This is a genomic window from Sulfitobacter sp. 1A13496 (genome assembly GCF_043557225.1).
Taxonomy (GTDB): domain Bacteria; phylum Pseudomonadota; class Alphaproteobacteria; order Rhodobacterales; family Rhodobacteraceae; genus Sulfitobacter; species Sulfitobacter faviae.
On record NZ_JBIFFP010000005.1, the window covers coordinates 160,483 to 176,453 of the forward strand.

At 63.4% G+C, this 15,971-nt stretch carries 16 protein-coding genes; 9 read left to right on the plus strand and 7 right to left on the minus strand.

Going from position 1 to position 15,971, the window contains the following annotated elements:
* Positions 1–46: 46 nt before the first annotated feature.
* Together ACGYLX_RS13075 and ACGYLX_RS13080 are read left to right on the plus strand one after the other, a co-directional pair.
* A complete protein-coding gene (locus ACGYLX_RS13075) occupies positions 47–502 on the plus strand; it encodes an Lrp/AsnC family transcriptional regulator (protein WP_271689612.1) in 456 nt (151 codons plus the stop codon).
* Between the two features lie 18 nt (positions 503–520).
* The gene (locus tag ACGYLX_RS13080; protein ID WP_394450011.1) at positions 521–2,434 is read left to right on the plus strand and encodes a monovalent cation:proton antiporter-2 (CPA2) family protein; all 1,914 of its coding nucleotides are present in this window, start codon (positions 521–523) and stop codon (positions 2,432–2,434) included.
* Positions 2,435–2,471: 37 nt separating this feature from the next.
* Here the strand turns inward: ACGYLX_RS13080 and cobT are convergent, their stop codons facing one another.
* Positions 2,472–3,485, minus strand: coding sequence for a nicotinate-nucleotide--dimethylbenzimidazole phosphoribosyltransferase (cobT, locus tag ACGYLX_RS13085; RefSeq protein ID WP_394450013.1), 1,014 nt, complete (start codon positions 3,483–3,485; stop codon positions 2,472–2,474).
* A gap of 79 nt (positions 3,486–3,564) precedes the next feature.
* Here cobT and cobS point away from each other — a divergent pair, with 79 nt between their 5' ends.
* The gene (cobS, locus tag ACGYLX_RS13090) at positions 3,565–4,371 is read left to right on the plus strand and encodes an adenosylcobinamide-GDP ribazoletransferase (protein WP_394450015.1); all 807 of its coding nucleotides are present in this window, start codon (positions 3,565–3,567) and stop codon (positions 4,369–4,371) included.
* Between the two features lie 51 nt (positions 4,372–4,422).
* Here the strand turns inward: cobS and ACGYLX_RS13095 are convergent, their stop codons facing one another.
* The 5 genes from ACGYLX_RS13095 to ACGYLX_RS13115 all read right to left on the minus strand — a co-directional run bounded on the left by ACGYLX_RS13095 (position 4,423) and on the right by ACGYLX_RS13115 (position 9,577).
* Positions 4,423–4,935, minus strand: coding sequence for a CarD family transcriptional regulator (locus tag ACGYLX_RS13095; protein WP_007120274.1), 513 nt, complete (start codon positions 4,933–4,935; stop codon positions 4,423–4,425).
* Positions 4,936–5,248: 313 nt separating this feature from the next.
* Positions 5,249–5,584 carry a ferredoxin FdxA gene (gene fdxA / locus ACGYLX_RS13100; RefSeq protein ID WP_067262482.1) on the minus strand — a complete coding sequence of 112 codons (336 nt, stop codon included), beginning with the start codon at positions 5,582–5,584 and terminating at the stop codon, positions 5,249–5,251.
* A 51-nt stretch (positions 5,585–5,635) separates the two neighbouring features.
* Positions 5,636–6,019, minus strand: a complete 384-nt coding sequence (locus ACGYLX_RS13105; protein WP_394450017.1) for an RNA-binding S4 domain-containing protein — start codon at positions 6,017–6,019, stop codon at positions 5,636–5,638.
* On the minus strand, positions 6,020–9,004 hold the full coding sequence (locus tag ACGYLX_RS13110) for a helicase-related protein (protein ID WP_394450019.1): 2,985 nt from the start codon (positions 9,002–9,004) through the stop codon (positions 6,020–6,022).
* A 15-nt stretch (positions 9,005–9,019) separates the two neighbouring features.
* The gene (locus ACGYLX_RS13115) at positions 9,020–9,577 is read right to left on the minus strand and encodes a hypothetical protein (protein ID WP_067262476.1); all 558 of its coding nucleotides are present in this window, start codon (positions 9,575–9,577) and stop codon (positions 9,020–9,022) included.
* A 74-nt stretch (positions 9,578–9,651) separates the two neighbouring features.
* On the opposite strand from ACGYLX_RS13115, the gene ACGYLX_RS13120 reads away from it, so the two are divergent.
* The 6 genes from ACGYLX_RS13120 to ACGYLX_RS13145 are packed head-to-tail and all read left to right on the plus strand — an operon-like array spanning position 9,652 to position 15,665.
* The gene (locus tag ACGYLX_RS13120; protein WP_067262473.1) at positions 9,652–9,942 is read left to right on the plus strand and encodes an SCP2 sterol-binding domain-containing protein; all 291 of its coding nucleotides are present in this window, start codon (positions 9,652–9,654) and stop codon (positions 9,940–9,942) included.
* Positions 9,942–10,889, plus strand: coding sequence for an alpha/beta fold hydrolase (locus ACGYLX_RS13125; protein ID WP_394450021.1), 948 nt, complete (start codon positions 9,942–9,944; stop codon positions 10,887–10,889). The genes ACGYLX_RS13120 and ACGYLX_RS13125 overlap by 1 nt, the downstream gene beginning before the upstream one ends.
* Positions 10,890–10,946: 57 nt before the next feature.
* A complete protein-coding gene (locus ACGYLX_RS13130; RefSeq protein WP_394450023.1) occupies positions 10,947–11,951 on the plus strand; it encodes a ligase-associated DNA damage response exonuclease in 1,005 nt (334 codons plus the stop codon).
* Entirely contained in the window at positions 11,948–13,546 is a 1,599-nt protein-coding gene (locus ACGYLX_RS13135; RefSeq protein ID WP_394450025.1) for an ATP-dependent DNA ligase, read from the plus strand. Before ACGYLX_RS13130 ends, ACGYLX_RS13135 begins: the two co-directional genes overlap by 4 nt.
* Positions 13,547–13,602: 56 nt before the next feature.
* The gene (locus tag ACGYLX_RS13140) at positions 13,603–15,423 is read left to right on the plus strand and encodes a M3 family oligoendopeptidase (protein WP_394450027.1); all 1,821 of its coding nucleotides are present in this window, start codon (positions 13,603–13,605) and stop codon (positions 15,421–15,423) included.
* Complete coding sequence (locus ACGYLX_RS13145; protein WP_394450029.1) at positions 15,423–15,665, plus strand: hypothetical protein; 243 nt, start codon at positions 15,423–15,425, stop codon at positions 15,663–15,665. Before ACGYLX_RS13140 ends, ACGYLX_RS13145 begins: the two co-directional genes overlap by 1 nt.
* Before the next feature lie 2 nt (positions 15,666–15,667).
* Here ACGYLX_RS13145 and ACGYLX_RS13150 read toward each other — a convergent pair whose 3' ends face one another.
* Positions 15,668–15,937 carry a DksA/TraR family C4-type zinc finger protein gene (locus ACGYLX_RS13150; protein ID WP_394450031.1) on the minus strand — a complete coding sequence of 90 codons (270 nt, stop codon included), beginning with the start codon at positions 15,935–15,937 and terminating at the stop codon, positions 15,668–15,670.
* Between the last annotated feature and the right edge of the window lie 34 nt (positions 15,938–15,971).

Genomic DNA, 15,971 nt, shown 5'->3' on the forward strand with positions numbered 1-15,971 from the left:
CGGAAGCGACGCATAGTACCTCCAAACCATGCGGAGATTGCGCATCATGCTCGATGAGATCGACAGGCGGCTGCTAACCGCGCTGCAAAAGAACGCCCACCTCACGGCGCAGGAGTTGGGGCAAGAGCTGAACCTCTCCCCCAGCCAAGCCGGGCGCAGGCGTCAGCGGTTGGAGGCGGAGGGCTACATTCGCGGCTATCACGCGCGGCTTGATCCGGTGCGGATGGGGCTGAACGTGCAGGGCTTCGTGCAGGTCCATCTGGGCACCCACGGACCGGAACATTCGGCGAGCTTTGCCCGGCTCATGGCCACCCGTCCCGAGATTGTGAGCGCTTGGACGATGACGGGGGATGCGGACTACCTCCTGAGGGTCTATTGTGACGATCTGCCGAGCCTGAACAGGCTCATTCACGACGTTCTTCTGCCCCATCAAGCTGTTAGCCGGGTGCATAGCCAGATTGTCATGGACCAACTGAAACAGGACGGGCCGCTGCCCACCTGACCCTGAAAGAGGACCGCAATGGAAAGTTTCCTGTTCCAAGCCTCCGTCTATCTGGCTGCTGCGGTGATCGCCGTGCCGATTGCCGCGCGATTGGGGCTGGGGTCGGTGCTGGGCTATCTGGCGGCGGGCATTCTGATCGGGCCGGTGCTGGGCCTTGTCGGGTCCGAGACGAAAGACGTGCAGCATTTCGCGGAATTCGGCGTTGTGATGATGCTCTTCCTGATCGGGCTGGAGTTGGAGCCGCGCGCGCTGTGGGACATGCGCCACCGTCTGCTGGGCTTGGGGGGCTTGCAAGTGCTGCTGTCGACCGCGGCGCTCATGGCCATCGCCATGGCTTACGACCAGCCGTGGCGCGTGGCGCTAGCAATCGGGTTGACGCTGGCGCTGTCTTCGACGGCCATCGTGTTGCAAACCCTATCGGAAAAAGGGCTGATGCGAACCCAAGGCGGGCGCTCCGTCTTCTCTGTCCTGCTGACGCAGGATATCGCGGTGATCCCCATCCTCGCCTTCCTGCCGTTGCTCGCCACGGGCATTCCGGGCGGGCTTTTGCCCGATGGCTCAATCTCGCTCGACCCGCAGGCGGTGGAGAATGCCCATCACGGGGCCGAGGGCAGCCATGCCGGAGAGGTCGCCCATGCCGCGCAGACCTTTGTGCAAAGCCTGCCGGGCTGGGGCGTTACGCTGGTCACGATCGGAGCGGTCGCCGCGATCATCCTCGTGGGCATTTACCTGACCCGTCCGGTGTTCCGCTACATCCACCTCGCCAAGCTGCGCGAGATGTACACCGCATTGGCGCTGCTGATCGTGGTAGGGATTTCCTCGCTGATGACCGTGGTCGGCTTGTCGCCCGCGCTCGGCGCCTTTCTGGCGGGCGTGGTGCTGGCCAGCAGCGAGTTCCGCCATGAGTTGGAGACCGACCTCGAACCTTTCAAGGGGCTGCTCTTGGGGCTGTTTTTCATCACCGTGGGGGCGGGCATCAACTTTGTTTTGCTGTTCGAAAAACCGCTGATCCTGATCTGCATGGCGCTGTTGGTCATCATCGTCAAAGCGCTGATCCTGATGGTGCTGGGCCGCCTCTTCCGCCTCAAAGGCCGCGACGGTTGGCTTTTCACGCTAGCGCTGGCGCAGGCCGGGGAATTTGGCTTTGTGCTGGTCAGCTTTTCCCTTGCCACCGGCGTCATGCCCGACCCGATTGGCGAGACGCTTTTGCTGGTCGTGGCCCTAACCATGCTGATCACGCCGCTGCTTTTCATCCTGCACGACCTGATCAGCCGACGCCTTGACGACGGCGGCCCCGTCATCGCTGATGAGATCGACAGCAGCGGCCCGGTGATCATCGCGGGCGTCGGGCGCTTTGGTCAGATGGTGAACCGGATGGTCCAAGCCAGCGGTTTTCAAACCGTCGTGCTGGACCACAACCCCGAGACCATTGCTGTCATGCGGCGCTTTGGCTTCAAAGGGTTTCTAGGCGATCCCACGCGGCCCGACATCCTGCGCAAGGCGGGGCTGCAAGAGGCCAGCGTCTTGGTGGTGGCCCTCGATGATCCGAAATCCGCGGTCTCTCTCATCTCCTACGCGCGCAAAGAGAACCCGAACCTGCATATCGTCAGCCGCGCGCGCGACCGCGAGGAAGTGTACCGCCACTATCAAGCCGGGTCGAATGACATCGTGCGCGAGATGTTCGACAGCTCGCTTCGGGCCGGGCGCTATGTGTTGGAAAACATGGGGCTTTCAGACTTCGAGGCGAATGAGGCGCAAAAGCTTTTCTACGCCCATGACCGGGTCTCGGTCCGCGAATTGGCGGCGCTTTGGCGGCCCGATGTGCCGCCTTCGCAAAACGCCGCCTATGTGGCCCGGGCGAAGGAGTTGCAAAAGGATTTGGAGACCGCCTTTCTCAACCTTGGCGAAGACAAGGGCAAGGAAAGCGCCTGAACCGGGCAGCCCCTTTCGGGGGGCCACCAGCACCGCCCTATGCGTCGCTGACGCCCGCTTCGGCGAAGGTGGCCATGCCCGCGTGACAGGCGAGCGCGGTCTTGAGGATGCCAATCGCCAAGCCCGCGCCAGAGCCCTCCCCCAGACGCAGGTTCAACTCCAGCAGCGGCTCCTTGTCCAACGCGCCCAAGAGCCGCCGGTGACCGCTTTCCGCGCTGAGATGCCCCGCGACGCAGTGATCCAGCGCGCCGGGTGCCGTGCGCGCGAGGCTGAGCGCGGCGGCACAGCAGATGAAACCGTCGAGGATCACCGGGATGCGCAGGGCCCGCGCCCGCGCCAAAGCTCCGGCCATCGCGGCCAATTCCCGCCCCCCGAGACGGCGCAGCTGCTCTAACCCATCGCCCTTGTCCGCATGCAGGGCGACCCCCTCGGCCACGACCTCGGTCTTCAGCGACAAGCCCGCGTCATCCACCCCGGTGCCGCGCCCGGTCCAGAATTCCGCCTCGCCGCCTAGAAGCGCCGTGGCAAGTGCCGCCGCCGAGGTGGTGTTGGCGATGCCCATCTCACCCACGACAAGCAGATCGGCCTCGGGATTCACCGCCTCCCAGCCCGCCCGGAGCGCCTCGACGAATTCGTCTTCCGCCATTGCGGGCGCGACCGTGAAATCTTGGGTGGGCCTGTCCAAGGACAGCGGCACCACGTCGAGGCTCGCCCCATTGACCCGTGCGATCTGATTGATCGCCGCCCCGCCCTGTTCGAAGTTCGACACCATCTGCGCCGTCACCTCTGCCGGGAAGGCCGAGACGCCCCGCGCGGCGACCCCATGGTTGCCTGCAAACACGATGATCTGGGGCGCTGCGATCTCGGCGCGCGCCCCGCCGCGCCAGCCCCGATACCAGACCGCGAGCTCCTCCAACCGGCCAAGCGCGCCGGGGGGTTTGGTCAGCATGGCGTCATGGGCCCGCGCCTCTGCCATCGCCGCGTCGTCGCAGGCGGGCATCGCACGCAGCAGGCTGCGAAATTCGGTAAGACTGGCGAAAGACGTGTTCATATGCGGCCCTTTGCGGATTGATATTCAATCGTTTCTAGCCTTAGCCTGTCGGCGCTGAAAGTGCCGAAGGGGCGAAATAATGGCCATTCCCGACACCACCGCCCTGAGGCAGGCCTTCCGGCCCCACGACATCGCCGTGGCCTTTGCCCTGCTGACCCGCCTGCCCCTGCCGCATTTCCACTTCCCGACGGTGGCGCACCGCCCCCCGGCCCGCAGCGCATGGGCCTATCCCTTGGTCGGGATCGTGCTGGCGCTGATTGCCGGGGCCATCGGTGTGGCGCTGACGCGCATGGGCGCGACGCCGCCGCTGGTCGCCGCCTTCGTGCTGCTGACACTCGTGATGCTAAGCGGGGCGATGCATGAGGATGGCCTTGCCGATTGCGCCGATGGCTTCTGGGGCGGCTGGACCCGCGAAAAGCGCCTGAAAATCATGAAAGACAGCGTGATCGGCACCTATGGCGTCGTGGCGCTGGTGCTGTCGCTTTTGCTGCGTTGGTATCTCATCAGCGAATTGATTACGGATGAGGCGCTGATCTGGGCGCTGGTCGTCGCCTCCTGCGGATCGCGGGCGGCGATGGTCTGGGTGATGGACAGCCTGCCCACCGCCCGCCGCGATGGGCTGTCTGACCGCACGGGCCGCCCCGGGGAACTGGCGACGGCGGTGGCGGTGCTGATCGGCGTGGTCGTGATCGTGCTGGCGCCGCATTATTCCGCATGGCGCTTGGCCCTGTTGGCGCTGCTTGCCGCATTGGTGGTCCGCCAGATCGCCAAACGCAAGATCGGCGGGCAGACCGGCGATGTTTTGGGTGCGACCCAACAGGTGACCGAGATCGCCCTGCTGACCGGTTGCCAGATGATGGCCTACGGCTGGCAGGCCATTCCATAAAAAAACCGCGCCCCCGAAAGGGACGCGGCATTATCCTAAATCCTGCTACCTTTAGGCGGCCACACGGCTTTCCAGCACGTCGCCAACCTGTTTTGCGGCGGCGAGTTCATCGCCGCCCGACACAGCGGCCACTTCACGGGTCAGGCGCTCAAGCGCTGCTTCGTAAAGCTGACGCTCGGAATAGCTCTGCTCGCGCTGGTCGTCGGTGCGGTGCAGGTCGCGCACGACCTCGGCAATGGCGATAAGATCGCCGGAGTTGATCTTTTGCTCATACTCCTGCGCGCGGCGGGACCACATGGCGCGCTTGACCTTGGCCTTGCCCTTGAGCGTTTTCATCGCATGGTTGATCACATCGGGTGTCGACAGGGCGCGCATGCCGATTTCGGTCGCCTTATGGGTCGGCACCCGCAGGGTCATTTTGTCTTTTTCAAAGGAAATTACGAAGAGCTCCAGCGCGATGCCGGCAACTTCCTGCTCCTCAATCGAGACGATCTGCCCGACGCCATGCGCAGGGTAGACGACGAATTCATTGGGGCGGAAATCAAGCTTTTTCGATTTGGTCATATAGATCGCTCCTTGGCGCGCGGGGGAAGCCCCGCCATTAACTCAGACACCTGAACAGCACGTAAAACGCATGCGAAGCGCAGCCTGAGCGGTCTGCGTTCGGGTGCGTTTGAGTTAGAAATGTGAGGTCAACCTTGGCAGCAGGGTCGAAACATTTTCAGGCTCGTGTGTTACAGCTTGAAGACACTATAGCACAGAATCACGCCTTTCGGAAGCGCCCCCAAGCCAGCCTCGGCGGTTTCCCGGTCAATTCAGCGGGTTAACACTTAAAGTTGAGGTCACAGAGGCGCAACAAAGCGCGAATCGCCGTGCCTTAGCCGCCCTCGCCCGGTTTTTCGGAGAAGAGCTCCATCTTGCCCTCTTTGCCGTCCATCTCCTCTGCTTCGGGCAACGGGTCTTTCTTGGTGATGATGACGGGCCAAAGTTCGGAATACTTGCGGTTGAACTCCACCCATTTTTCCATGTCCGGTTCGGTGTCCGGGCGGATTGCATCGGCGGGGCACTCAGGCTCGCAAACGCCGCAATCGATGCATTCATCGGGGTGGATCACCAGCATGTTCTCGCCTTCATAGAAGCAGTCCACCGGGCAGACTTCGACACAGTCGGTGTATTTGCAAGCGATGCAGGCGTCATTCACGATATAGGTCATGCGGAAACTCTGGCTGGATATGTGAGGGACTAGCTAAACCGGGGCGCGGGATCATTCAAGGTGGCGCGCCTTAGAAAGATCAAGCTGCCTGCGGTCGCGCTTGGTCGGGCGGCCCTTTCCCTCAAAACCGGGATTTTCGGGCTGTCTGTCCTTTGATTTGGGCTGCGGCGGGGACAGATCGGTGTAGAGCGTCTGCGCTTCGGGGGCCGGGCCGCGGCGATGGCCGATCGCCTCGATGCGGATCACCCGCACATGGTCACCCTGCGGAAAAGTCAGCACATCGCCGGGGCCGACATTGCTGGCGCGTTTCTGCGTCGGCATGCCGTTGATCCGAACGGCGCCGCCCGCCACCTGCGCGGCAGCGAGCGAACGTGTTTTGAAAAAGCGGGCGTGCCACAGCCATTTGTCCAGCCGCAGTTTCGCGCCCGCCTCCACTTACTTGTCGTCCTTCAGCCCCATAAGTGCTGCGGCAAAGGGGTTGTCAGGGTCGATCTGCTTTTCCTTGCGCGGAGGACGGGCGGAGAAGTTCTGCGACTTGCCGCCCTTGTCCCCGCCGGGCTTGCGCCCTTTGCCTTTGGCAGGCTTGCCACGCGGCTTGCCTTGCCCTTGATTGCGGTCCCCGCCGCGACGGTTGCTACCGCCATTGCCGCGCGGGCTGCGGGCCCATGTGAAGATGTAATAGGTCTCCATCTCCGGCCCGGCGACATCGGCATCGGGCGCGGTGCCCTGCGGGATTTCTTCCGCTGGCACTTCGGGGATGTTGGTGTCGACCTCGGGGTCTTCCGATGCCACGTCCGCGATAGGTGCGATGCCGTCGTCGGGCATCTGCGCCACATCTGCGGGGCGGTCGTCGGGGTTGGTCTCATCTGAAGGAGTCTCGATGATACCGCCCGCAGGTTCCTCGGCAGCGACATCCATGATCGGCTTGTCCGCCGCATCGTCACCGGGAAGATCGCTGTCGAGTTTCTCGGGCACTACGGTATCGGCGGAAGAGGCCATCGCGTCGTGGCTGCCGTCTTTGGGCATCACCACATCAACGGGTTTCACCTTAGTCCGCTCATCCTTCTCGGCCTTATAGCCAAGGCCCTCCATCAGGTCGGCGAATTGCTCAAGCGTCATGCCGGTGATCGAAAGCATGTCAGGCTTGGCTTCAAACCCGCCACGGGAATCTTCGGCACGCAGCATATCGGCGAGACGTTCCAGCATGTCGATGCGAATCGCGCGTTTGCCTGCGTTGCGGTAGCCCGACATGGTGTCGGCCCCGGCGGGTGCTTCGGCCTCGACCGGGATGGTCACCAGACCGGGAGGGGGCGATTCAGGGAATTCGTTCAACCCTTTGGCCAGCGACCACAGCACCAGACGCAGACGTGTCGGCGCGGGTTTGAGCATCAGCGGCATGAAGATGGTGAACTGGCCGAACCGGATGCCATGTTTGCGCAGCGCACCGCGGGCGTCTTGATCCAGCGCCTTCACATCCTCGGCCACTTGGGCGCGGGGCAGAATGCCGAAATTCTCAACCAGTTGGAAAGCAAAGCCACGGGCCAGCCCGGTCAGCGTGTCATCCTTGCTCAGCCCCAGCAACGGCTCGAACAGGGCCGCGACCTTGCGGTCGATGAAGTGCTGGAGGCGGCGTTTCACCTTCTCGGCCACTTCAGGCCCGGCGATATCATCGACAAAGACTTCGACCTGCGGCTTCAGCGCGTCGCTGCCAGCGGTCAGTTTGCCCACCGCGGCGCTGCCCCACATGAGGCCGCCCTGTTCGGTGAAGTCAATCTCGGTGTCCGGGGCGTTGTAGAACCGGTCGGCGCGCAGATGGAACTGCGGAGCCAAGGCCTGCAATGCGGCGGTTTTCACCGTTTTGTCTTCAGCCGCACCCGCGCCCTTGTCCACCCGAAAGCGGAACCCGTCCAGCTTGCCTACAAATTCACCTTCAACGGTGACTTCACCGGTCTCGTTTACATCGGCCACCATGGCTTCCTTCTGTCCAAGCCGGCGCAGCAATACACTCGTGCGCCGATCTACAAATCTTTGAGTCAAACGCTCGTGCAGAGCGTCCGACAAGCGGTCTTCTACGACACGCGTCGTGTCGCGCCAATGGCTTTCGTCCTTTGTCCAGCCCTTGCGCTGCGCAACGTAGGTCCATGTGCGAATAAACGCGAGTCGTTTGGACAACGCATCAATGTCGCCATCGGTTCGATCAATTCGTTTGATTTGTCGTGCGAGCCAATCATCGGGGATATATCCGCGCTGGTGCAGATCGTTGAAAATGGTCTCCAAGAGCCCCGCATGTTCCGCATGACTGATGCCGCGGAAATCGGGAATCCGGCACACATCCCACAGGAGCCGCACCGAAGCGCCATCCGTGGCCCGGGCAAAAACCTCATCCACCTGCGCCAGCGCCTTGAGCGCGCGCAGATCGTCGGATTCCCGCGCCCTGACCAGCCGCTCATCTTCGGGCGGCATTTCCAAGGTCTTGATCAGACGATCGATGCTGCCGAATTGCAAAGCGTGGTTGCGCCAGTTGATCTTGTTCTGCGGGGTAAAGTTGTGATCCATGATCGCGCGGGCAACGTGTTCGTCCAGCGCAGGCGCGTCCCCGGTGGTGCCAAAAGTCCCGGATTTGAACCCGCGCCCTGCCCGGCCAGCGATCTGTGCCAGTTCATTCGGGGCCAAGGGCCGCATCCGACGCCCGTCAAACTTACTGAGCGCCGAGAAGGCCACATGATCGACATCAAGGTTCAACCCCATGCCGATGGCATCGGTGGCAACCAGATAGTCGACCTCTCCGTTTTGATACATCGCCACCTGCGCATTGCGCGTGCGCGGAGAGAGTGCGCCCATCACCACCGCCGCACCGCCCTTCTGGCGGCGGATCAGCTCGGCGATGGCATATACATTCTCAACAGAAAAGCCGACGATTGCGCTGCGGGGTTTCATCCGGCTTATCTTTTTCTGACCTGCATAGATCAATTCGCTCATCCGGTCGCGGCGCATGAAATCGACGCCCGGAACCAGCGCCGCGATGGTGCCGCGCATGGTGTCGGCCCCCATGAACAGCGTCTCATGCAGGCCCCGCGCGCGCAGCAGGCGGTCGGTAAAGACATGGCCACGCTCGGGATCGGCGCAAAGCTGGATCTCGTCGATGGCCACGAAATCCGCGCCCATCTCCTGCGGCATCGCCTCGACAGTGCACACCCAATACTGCGTGCGCGGCGGCACGATCCGCTCTTCGCCCGTGACCAGCGCCACCACCGAGGGGCCGCGCGCCTTGACGATCCGGTCATAGACCTCACGCGCCAAAAGCCGCAGCGGCAGGCCGATCACCCCGGTCCGATGGGCCAGCATCCGTTCGATTGCATAGGTCGTCTTGCCGGTATTTGTCGGGCCGAGAACGGCCACGACGCGCTTGTTGCCTGCCACCTGTCTATCCTTGAATTAAAGCTCGCGCCCGATGCCGTCCCGGCGCAGCCCTTCAAGGGCCGCGCGGGCGTCTTCGTGATGCGGGTTGAGGGCGAGCGTCTTGCGGTAAAGTGCGGCCGCACGGCCCAGATCTCCGAACTCCTGGATCATCACGGCAAGGCCGAAGATCGCGTTGTAATTGTCGGGGTTCAGCGCCAGCGTCCGCTCCAGATCATCCAACGCAGGACCATAGAGGTCGGCCCCGTAATAGGCCTGCGCCCGCGCATGAAACCCTTCGGCGAAACCGGGGGCGTGATCGGTCAGCGCGGTCAAATGCTCGATCGCCAAACGTGCATCGCCATCCGCCATCGCCTCCCGTCCCCGTGTCAGCAGCAAATCCATCGCAGCCGAACCGGAGCGCTGCCAATGCGCCTCGATCTCATGGGCGATTCTGGGGGCCTCCTCCGCTGGGGCCTCGCGCAGCTTTTGCATCAGCTCGGGCGGGGCCTTCTCGGCCACGGCCATGCCCGCAAGCAACACAAAGCTACCAACTGCCGCAACGGTATGTTTGAGGTTGACGGGTATGATGCGCATAACAAAACTGAATGTAACAGGCTGCCGCCGCAATTCCAGACGTAGCGGGGCCAAATGCCAAAAAAGGGCGAGCGATGAGCGATATTGTGAACGAAGCGGTAGTGGTGCTGAACGAAAAGCTGGCCGGCAGCGATTTTGACGGCACGGCCAAGTTCGACATCGAAGGTGAAGGCACCGTGATGATGGACGAAAACGGCGCGCGCGCGGCGGACGAAGAGGCCGACGTGACGCTGAGCGCGGATGCCGAAACCTTCCAGTCCATCCTCGAAGGCGACACCAACCCCACATCCGCATTCATGACCGGCAAGCTCAAGATCGACGGCGACATGGGCATGGCGATGAAGCTCGCCGCTGTTCTCGGTTGATGCACCTGGACCCGGCCCCGCTTTACACCGATATCGCCCCCGGCCCCGATGGGGGCCAAGCCCATTGGGCCGAGACATCGGATGGCAAGCGGATCAGGCTGGGTCATTGGCCCTGCGCAGGCGCGCGGGGCACGGTGCTGCTCTTTCCCGGGCGGACCGAATATACCGAAAAATACGGGCTTTGCGCCGCCGATTTCGCGCAGCGCGGCCTTGCCACCATGGCGATTGACTGGCGCGGTCAGGGACTGTCGGACCGGCTTTTACCGGACGCGCGCGTCGGCCATGTGGATGTTTTCAGCGACTATCAGAAAGACGTCGCCGCCATGCTGCGCGCCGCGCGCAGCCTGAACCTGCCGCGCCCCTATTTCCTGCTGGCCCACTCCATGGGCGGCTGCATCGGCCTGCGTGCCGTGATGGAAGGCCTGCCGGTGCAGGCCGTCGCTTTCACCGGCCCGATGTGGGGCATCTATGTTGTCCCGCATCTGCGCGCGCTGGCGTGGTCCTTGGCGCAGTTCATGCCCCGGGTCGGACAGGGCCACCGCCTGCCCCCGGGCACCAAGATCGAAGCCTATCCCGCCATCGCCCCTTTCGAGGACAACCTGCTGACCACCGATCCGCAGATGTACGACATGATGCGCGATCAACTGGCCGCCCATCCGGAGCTGAGCCTCGGCGGCCCGAGCTTCGTCTGGCTGCGCGAGGCACTGGCCGAGACCAAACACCTCGCCGGACGCTCGGCGCCCAACATTCCCTGCATCACCTACCTTGGCAGCAACGAGCGTATCGTCGCCACCGACCGCGTCCACAAGCGCATGGCGCAGTGGAAAGGCGGGCGGCTGGAGATCGTGCCGGGCGGTGAGCATGAGGTGCTGTTGGAGAGGCCAGAGTTGCGCAAGCCGATCTTCGACGGGCTGGAAAAGCTCTATCTGGGCAATATTACCGGTTAACCCCGCGCCCGCGTCATTTTCCTGTGCAATCCGCCCGCGCCGCCTAGATTGCTTGTGATGACACGCGAACCCGTCCTCAGCTTCACCGAAAACGGCATCTACTGCGCTACCGGTGACTTCTACATCGACCCCTGGCGCCCCGTCGCCCGGGCGCTGATCACCCATGGCCACGCCGACCACGCCCGCGACGGGATGGGCAGCTATCTGGCCACCCATGCCGCGCTCCCCGTAATGCGCCACCGGTTGGGCGAGATCGCCATCGAGGGCATCGCCTATGGCGAGACGCGCCAGATCGGCGGGGCCACGGTCTCTTTCCACCCCGCGGGCCATGTCCCCGGCAGCGCGCAGATCCGGGTTGAGGTCGGTGGCGAGGTCTGGGTCGCCTCGGGTGACTACAAGGTGATCGACGATGGCATGTCCGAAGCTTTCGAGCCGGTCCGCTGCCACCATTTCATTACTGAGAGCACCTTCGGCCTGCCGGTCTTCCGTTGGGCGCCCCAGGCCGAGGTGGCAGCGCAGATCAACGACTGGTGGGCGGGTTGCAAGGCGGCGGGAAAGACTGCCTTCCTCGGCGCCTATTCACTGGGCAAGGCTCAGAGGCTTCTGTCGATGCTCGACCCCGAGCTCGGGCCGATCCTGACCCATACGGCGGTGGAGAACACCAACGAGGTGCTGCGCGGCCAAGGCATCGCGCTGCCCGAGACCACGCTGGTCACGCACGAACTTAACCCCAAGGAGCATCCCGGCGCGCTGGTGCTGGCCCCGCCTTCCGCGCTTGGCAGCCAATGGGCGCGGCGGTTCGGCGCGCAGGAGAGCGCCTTTGCCTCTGGCTGGATGGCGCTGCGCGGGGTGCGCAGGCGGCGCGCGGGGGATCGAGGCTTTGTCATCTCGGACCATGCGGATTGGCATGGGCTGCTTTGGGCGATCCGCGAAACAGGCGCAGAAAATATATATGTCACGCATGGTTACACGGATATCTTCACGCGATACCTGAACGATCAGGGCTGGAACGCCGAAGTCGTGCCCACCCAGTTCGAAGGTGACGGGGGCGACAGCGAATGAAGGATTTTGCCGCGCTTTTCAACGCCGTCGACCAGACCACCAAGACCACGGTCAAAGTGGCCGCCCTGGCCGAGTATTTCACCACGGCCGCCGAGGATGACCGCCTCTGGACCGTGGCGCTCTTCTCGGGCCGCCGCCCGAAACGCGCCGTGACCACGACCCGCCTGCGCGAATGGGCTTCTGAGGCATCCGGCGTGCCGCTGTGGCTCTCTGAGGACAGCTACGCCATCGTCGGCGATCTGGCCGAGACCATCGCGCTGGTCCTGCCACCGGTGGAAAGCGAGGACACCGGCACACTCACCTCATGGATCAACGCCCTGCGCGGGCTGAAAGACGTCGACGATGCGGCACGCAAGGAATTTGTCCTTTCCGCTTGGCGACAACTCGGCGGCACCGAGCGGTTTTTGTTCAACAAGCTCATCACCGGCGGCTTTCGCATCGGCATCAGCCAGAAGCTGATGACCCGGGCGCTCTCGCGCGCCACCGGGCGGCCCGAGGCGGAGATGGCGCACCGCCTGATGGGCAACTGGCACCCCGACGACGTGACATGGCACAGCCTGATCGAGGCGGAGGACGCCAGCGCCGACGCCTCGCGCCCCTACCCCTTCTACCTCGCCTACGCGCTTGAGGACGGGCCGGAGGGCTTAGGCGATCCCGAAGACTGGCGCGCGGAATGGAAATGGGACGGCATCCGCGGCCAGCTCATCCTGCGCGATGGCGACTATTTCGTCTGGTCGCGCGGCGAGGAGTTGATGACCGACCGTTTCCCCGAACTGGCCCGCGCCGCCGATCACCTGCCGCCGGGCACGGTGCTCGATGGCGAATTGCTGGTTTGGCAGCCCGGCGCGGAATTCCCCTCCTCCTTCAATGCCTTGCAAGCCCGCATCGGACGCAAGACGGTGCCGAAGAAGCTGCTTAAGGAGGCTCCTGTCGTCCTGCATGCCTACGACCTGCTGGAATGGCGGGGCGAAGACATCCGTCACCGCCCCTTTGCCGAGCGCCGTGCGCTGCTGGAAGAAGCCGCCGCCGATTTGCCCGAAGACGCACCCGTGCGTCTCTCTCCCCAACACCAATTCACCGACTGGGATCAACTCGCCAGCCTGCGCGAAACGGCGCGCGAGGCGCAGGCCGAGGGGCTGATGCTGAAACGCGCGGACAGCCCCTATCTTTCGGGCCGCAAGAAGGGCGACTGGTGGAAATGGAAGCTCGACCCGCTGACCATCGACGCGGTGATGATCTACGCGCAATCGGGCTCGGGCCGCCGCGCGAACCTCTTTACCGATTTCACCTTCGCGGTCTGGAACGGCAACGATCTGGTGCCCTTCACCAAGGCCTACTCCGGCCTCACCGACGCCGAGTTCCGCCAGATCACCGCATGGGTGCGCAAAAACACGCAGCAACGTTTCGGCCCCGTGCGCCAAGTCACCCCGCACCATGTTTTCGAAATCGCCTTCGAGGGCATCCAGCCCAGCCCGCGCCACAAATCCGGCGTCGCCCTGCGCTTTCCCCGGATGCTGCGCTGGCGCAAGGACAAGCCGCTGCAAGAGGCCAACACCCTCGACGATCTGAAAGAAATGCTGCGCATCTACGGATAGGTTGTTCCGGCCCGCCCGGAGGCATAGATGTGACGAAACGCAAATGAGGTACACCGATGTTTCAGCTTCCCTTCTCGCTTCACGATGCCAACACCAGCGCCGGGGGCAAAGACCTTGGCGATCTGCCGGAATGGGATCTGAGCGATCTCTACACCAGTGAGGACGCGCCCGAATTGAAACGCGACCTCGACTGGCTGGAGGAAGCCTGCGCTAGCTTCGCCGCCGATTACGAAGGCAATCTGGCCACGCTGGATGCCAAGGGTCTGCTCGACTGCGTGCTGCGCAACGAGAAAATCAATCAGGTCGCCGGGCGCATCATGTCCTTCGCCGGTCTGCGCTACTACCAGCAGACCACCGACGCGGGCCGGGCCAAGTTCATGTCCGACATGCAGGAGAAAATCACCGATTACACCACGCCGCTGGTGTTCTTCACGCTGGAGCTCAACAAGCTGCCCGACGATCACCTCGCCAAACTGCTGGATGAGAACCCCGATCTTGCGCGCTACAAGCCCGTCTTCGACCGCATCCGCGCGATGAAGCCCTACCAGCTGTCGGACGAGATGGAAAAGTTCCTGCACGACCTCGGCGTCGTCGGCGACGCATGGGAGCGCATGTTCGACGAGACCATCGCCGGGCTGGAGTTCGAGGTCGATGGCGAGACGTTGAACATCGAAGGCACGCTGAACCTGCTAACCGACCCCGACCGCGCCAAGCGCGAGGCGGGTGCGCGGGAGTTGGCCAATGTGCTGGGCCGCAACATCCGCACCTTCGCCCGCGTGCACAACACACAGGTGAAAGAGAAAGAAGTGATCGACCGCTGGCGCGGCATGGAGACGCCGCAGACAGGCCGTCACCTCAGCAACCACGTCGAGCCCGAGGTCGTCGAGGCCCTGCGCAACGCGGTGGTCGAAGCCTATCCGAAGCTGAGCCACCGGTATTACGAGCTCAAGCGCAAGTGGCTGGGCCTTGACGTCATGCAGGTCTGGGACCGCAACGCGCCGCTGCCGATGGAAGACCCCAAGGTCGTCGACTGGGCGCAGGCCGAAGCGACCGTGATGGAGGCCTACAACGCCTTCGATCCGCGCATGGGCGAACTGGCCAAGCCCTTCTTCACCAAGGGCTGGATCGACGCAGGCGTGAAACCCGGCAAAGCGCCCGGGGCCTTCGCGCATCCCACGGTGACGGACGTGCACCCTTACGTCATGCTGAACTACCTCGGCAAACCGCGCGACGTGATGACGCTGGCGCATGAGCTGGGCCACGGTGTGCACCAGGTGCTGGCCGCCGATCAGGGCGAAATGCTCTCCTCCACCCCGCTGACATTGGCCGAGACCGCCTCAGTATTCGGCGAGATGCTGACGTTCCGCAAGATGCTCGACAAGGCCCAGACCCAGGCCGAGCGCAAGGTGCTGCTGGCGGGCAAGGTCGAGGACATGATCAACACGGTCGTGCGCCAGATCGCCTTTTATGACTTCGAGTGCAAATTGCACGAGGCGCGCCGCGGCGGGGAGTTGACGCCCGACGACATCAACGCGCTATGGATGAGCGTTCAGGCCGAGAGCCTCGGGCCGGCGTTCGAGTACATGGAAGGCTACGAGACCTTCTGGGCCTATATCCCGCATTTCGTGCATTCGCCCTTCTACGTCTATGCCTATGCCTTTGGCGACGGCCTCGTGAACGCGCTCTACGCCGTCTACGCGGAAGGTGAAGAGGGCTTTGAAGAGAAGTATTTCGACATGCTGAAAGCGGGCGGATCGAAGCACCACAAAGAACTGCTCGCCCCCTTTAGCCTTGATGCCAGCGACCCGGCATTCTGGGACAAGGGCCTGTCGATGATCTCTGACATGATCGACGAATTGGAAGCGATGGAGGACTGATGTCCCGCGCCGAGCGCATGAAAGAAAGGTTCGCACCCTTCTTCGTCTGGATTCAGCGGCGGGTGCCGCCCGGATTTAGATTTGCGCTCGGCCTGCTGCTCATATGCGGCGGCATCCTCGGGTTCTTGCCGATCCTCGGATTCTGGATACTGCCGCTTGGCCTCATGGTGGCGGCGATGGATGTGCGGCTATTTCGGCGCTGGCGCTCCCTTCGCCGCAGACGGCGGGCAGAACGGCCTTGAGGTCACTTCAACTGGCTGTCTTTCGAGCCTCGCCGATTAATTCCGCCGCGCATCTGCGCCTGCCCGTCTCGTTCCCGCACGCAGTCGATACAAAGCTTTACCCCCGGCAGCGCCATGCGCCGCGCCTCTGGAATCGGCTCTTCGCATTCCGCGCAATGGGTGCCGCTCTCGCCCACTGGCGCGCGGCGCGCTTTTAGCCGCGCCAATTCGTCGGAAATGGAGGCTTCGATCTGCTCGCTCACCGCGCCATCGCGTGTCCATCCACCTGCCATGTTGCGTCCTCCTCATGCGGTTCACTTCATAGAT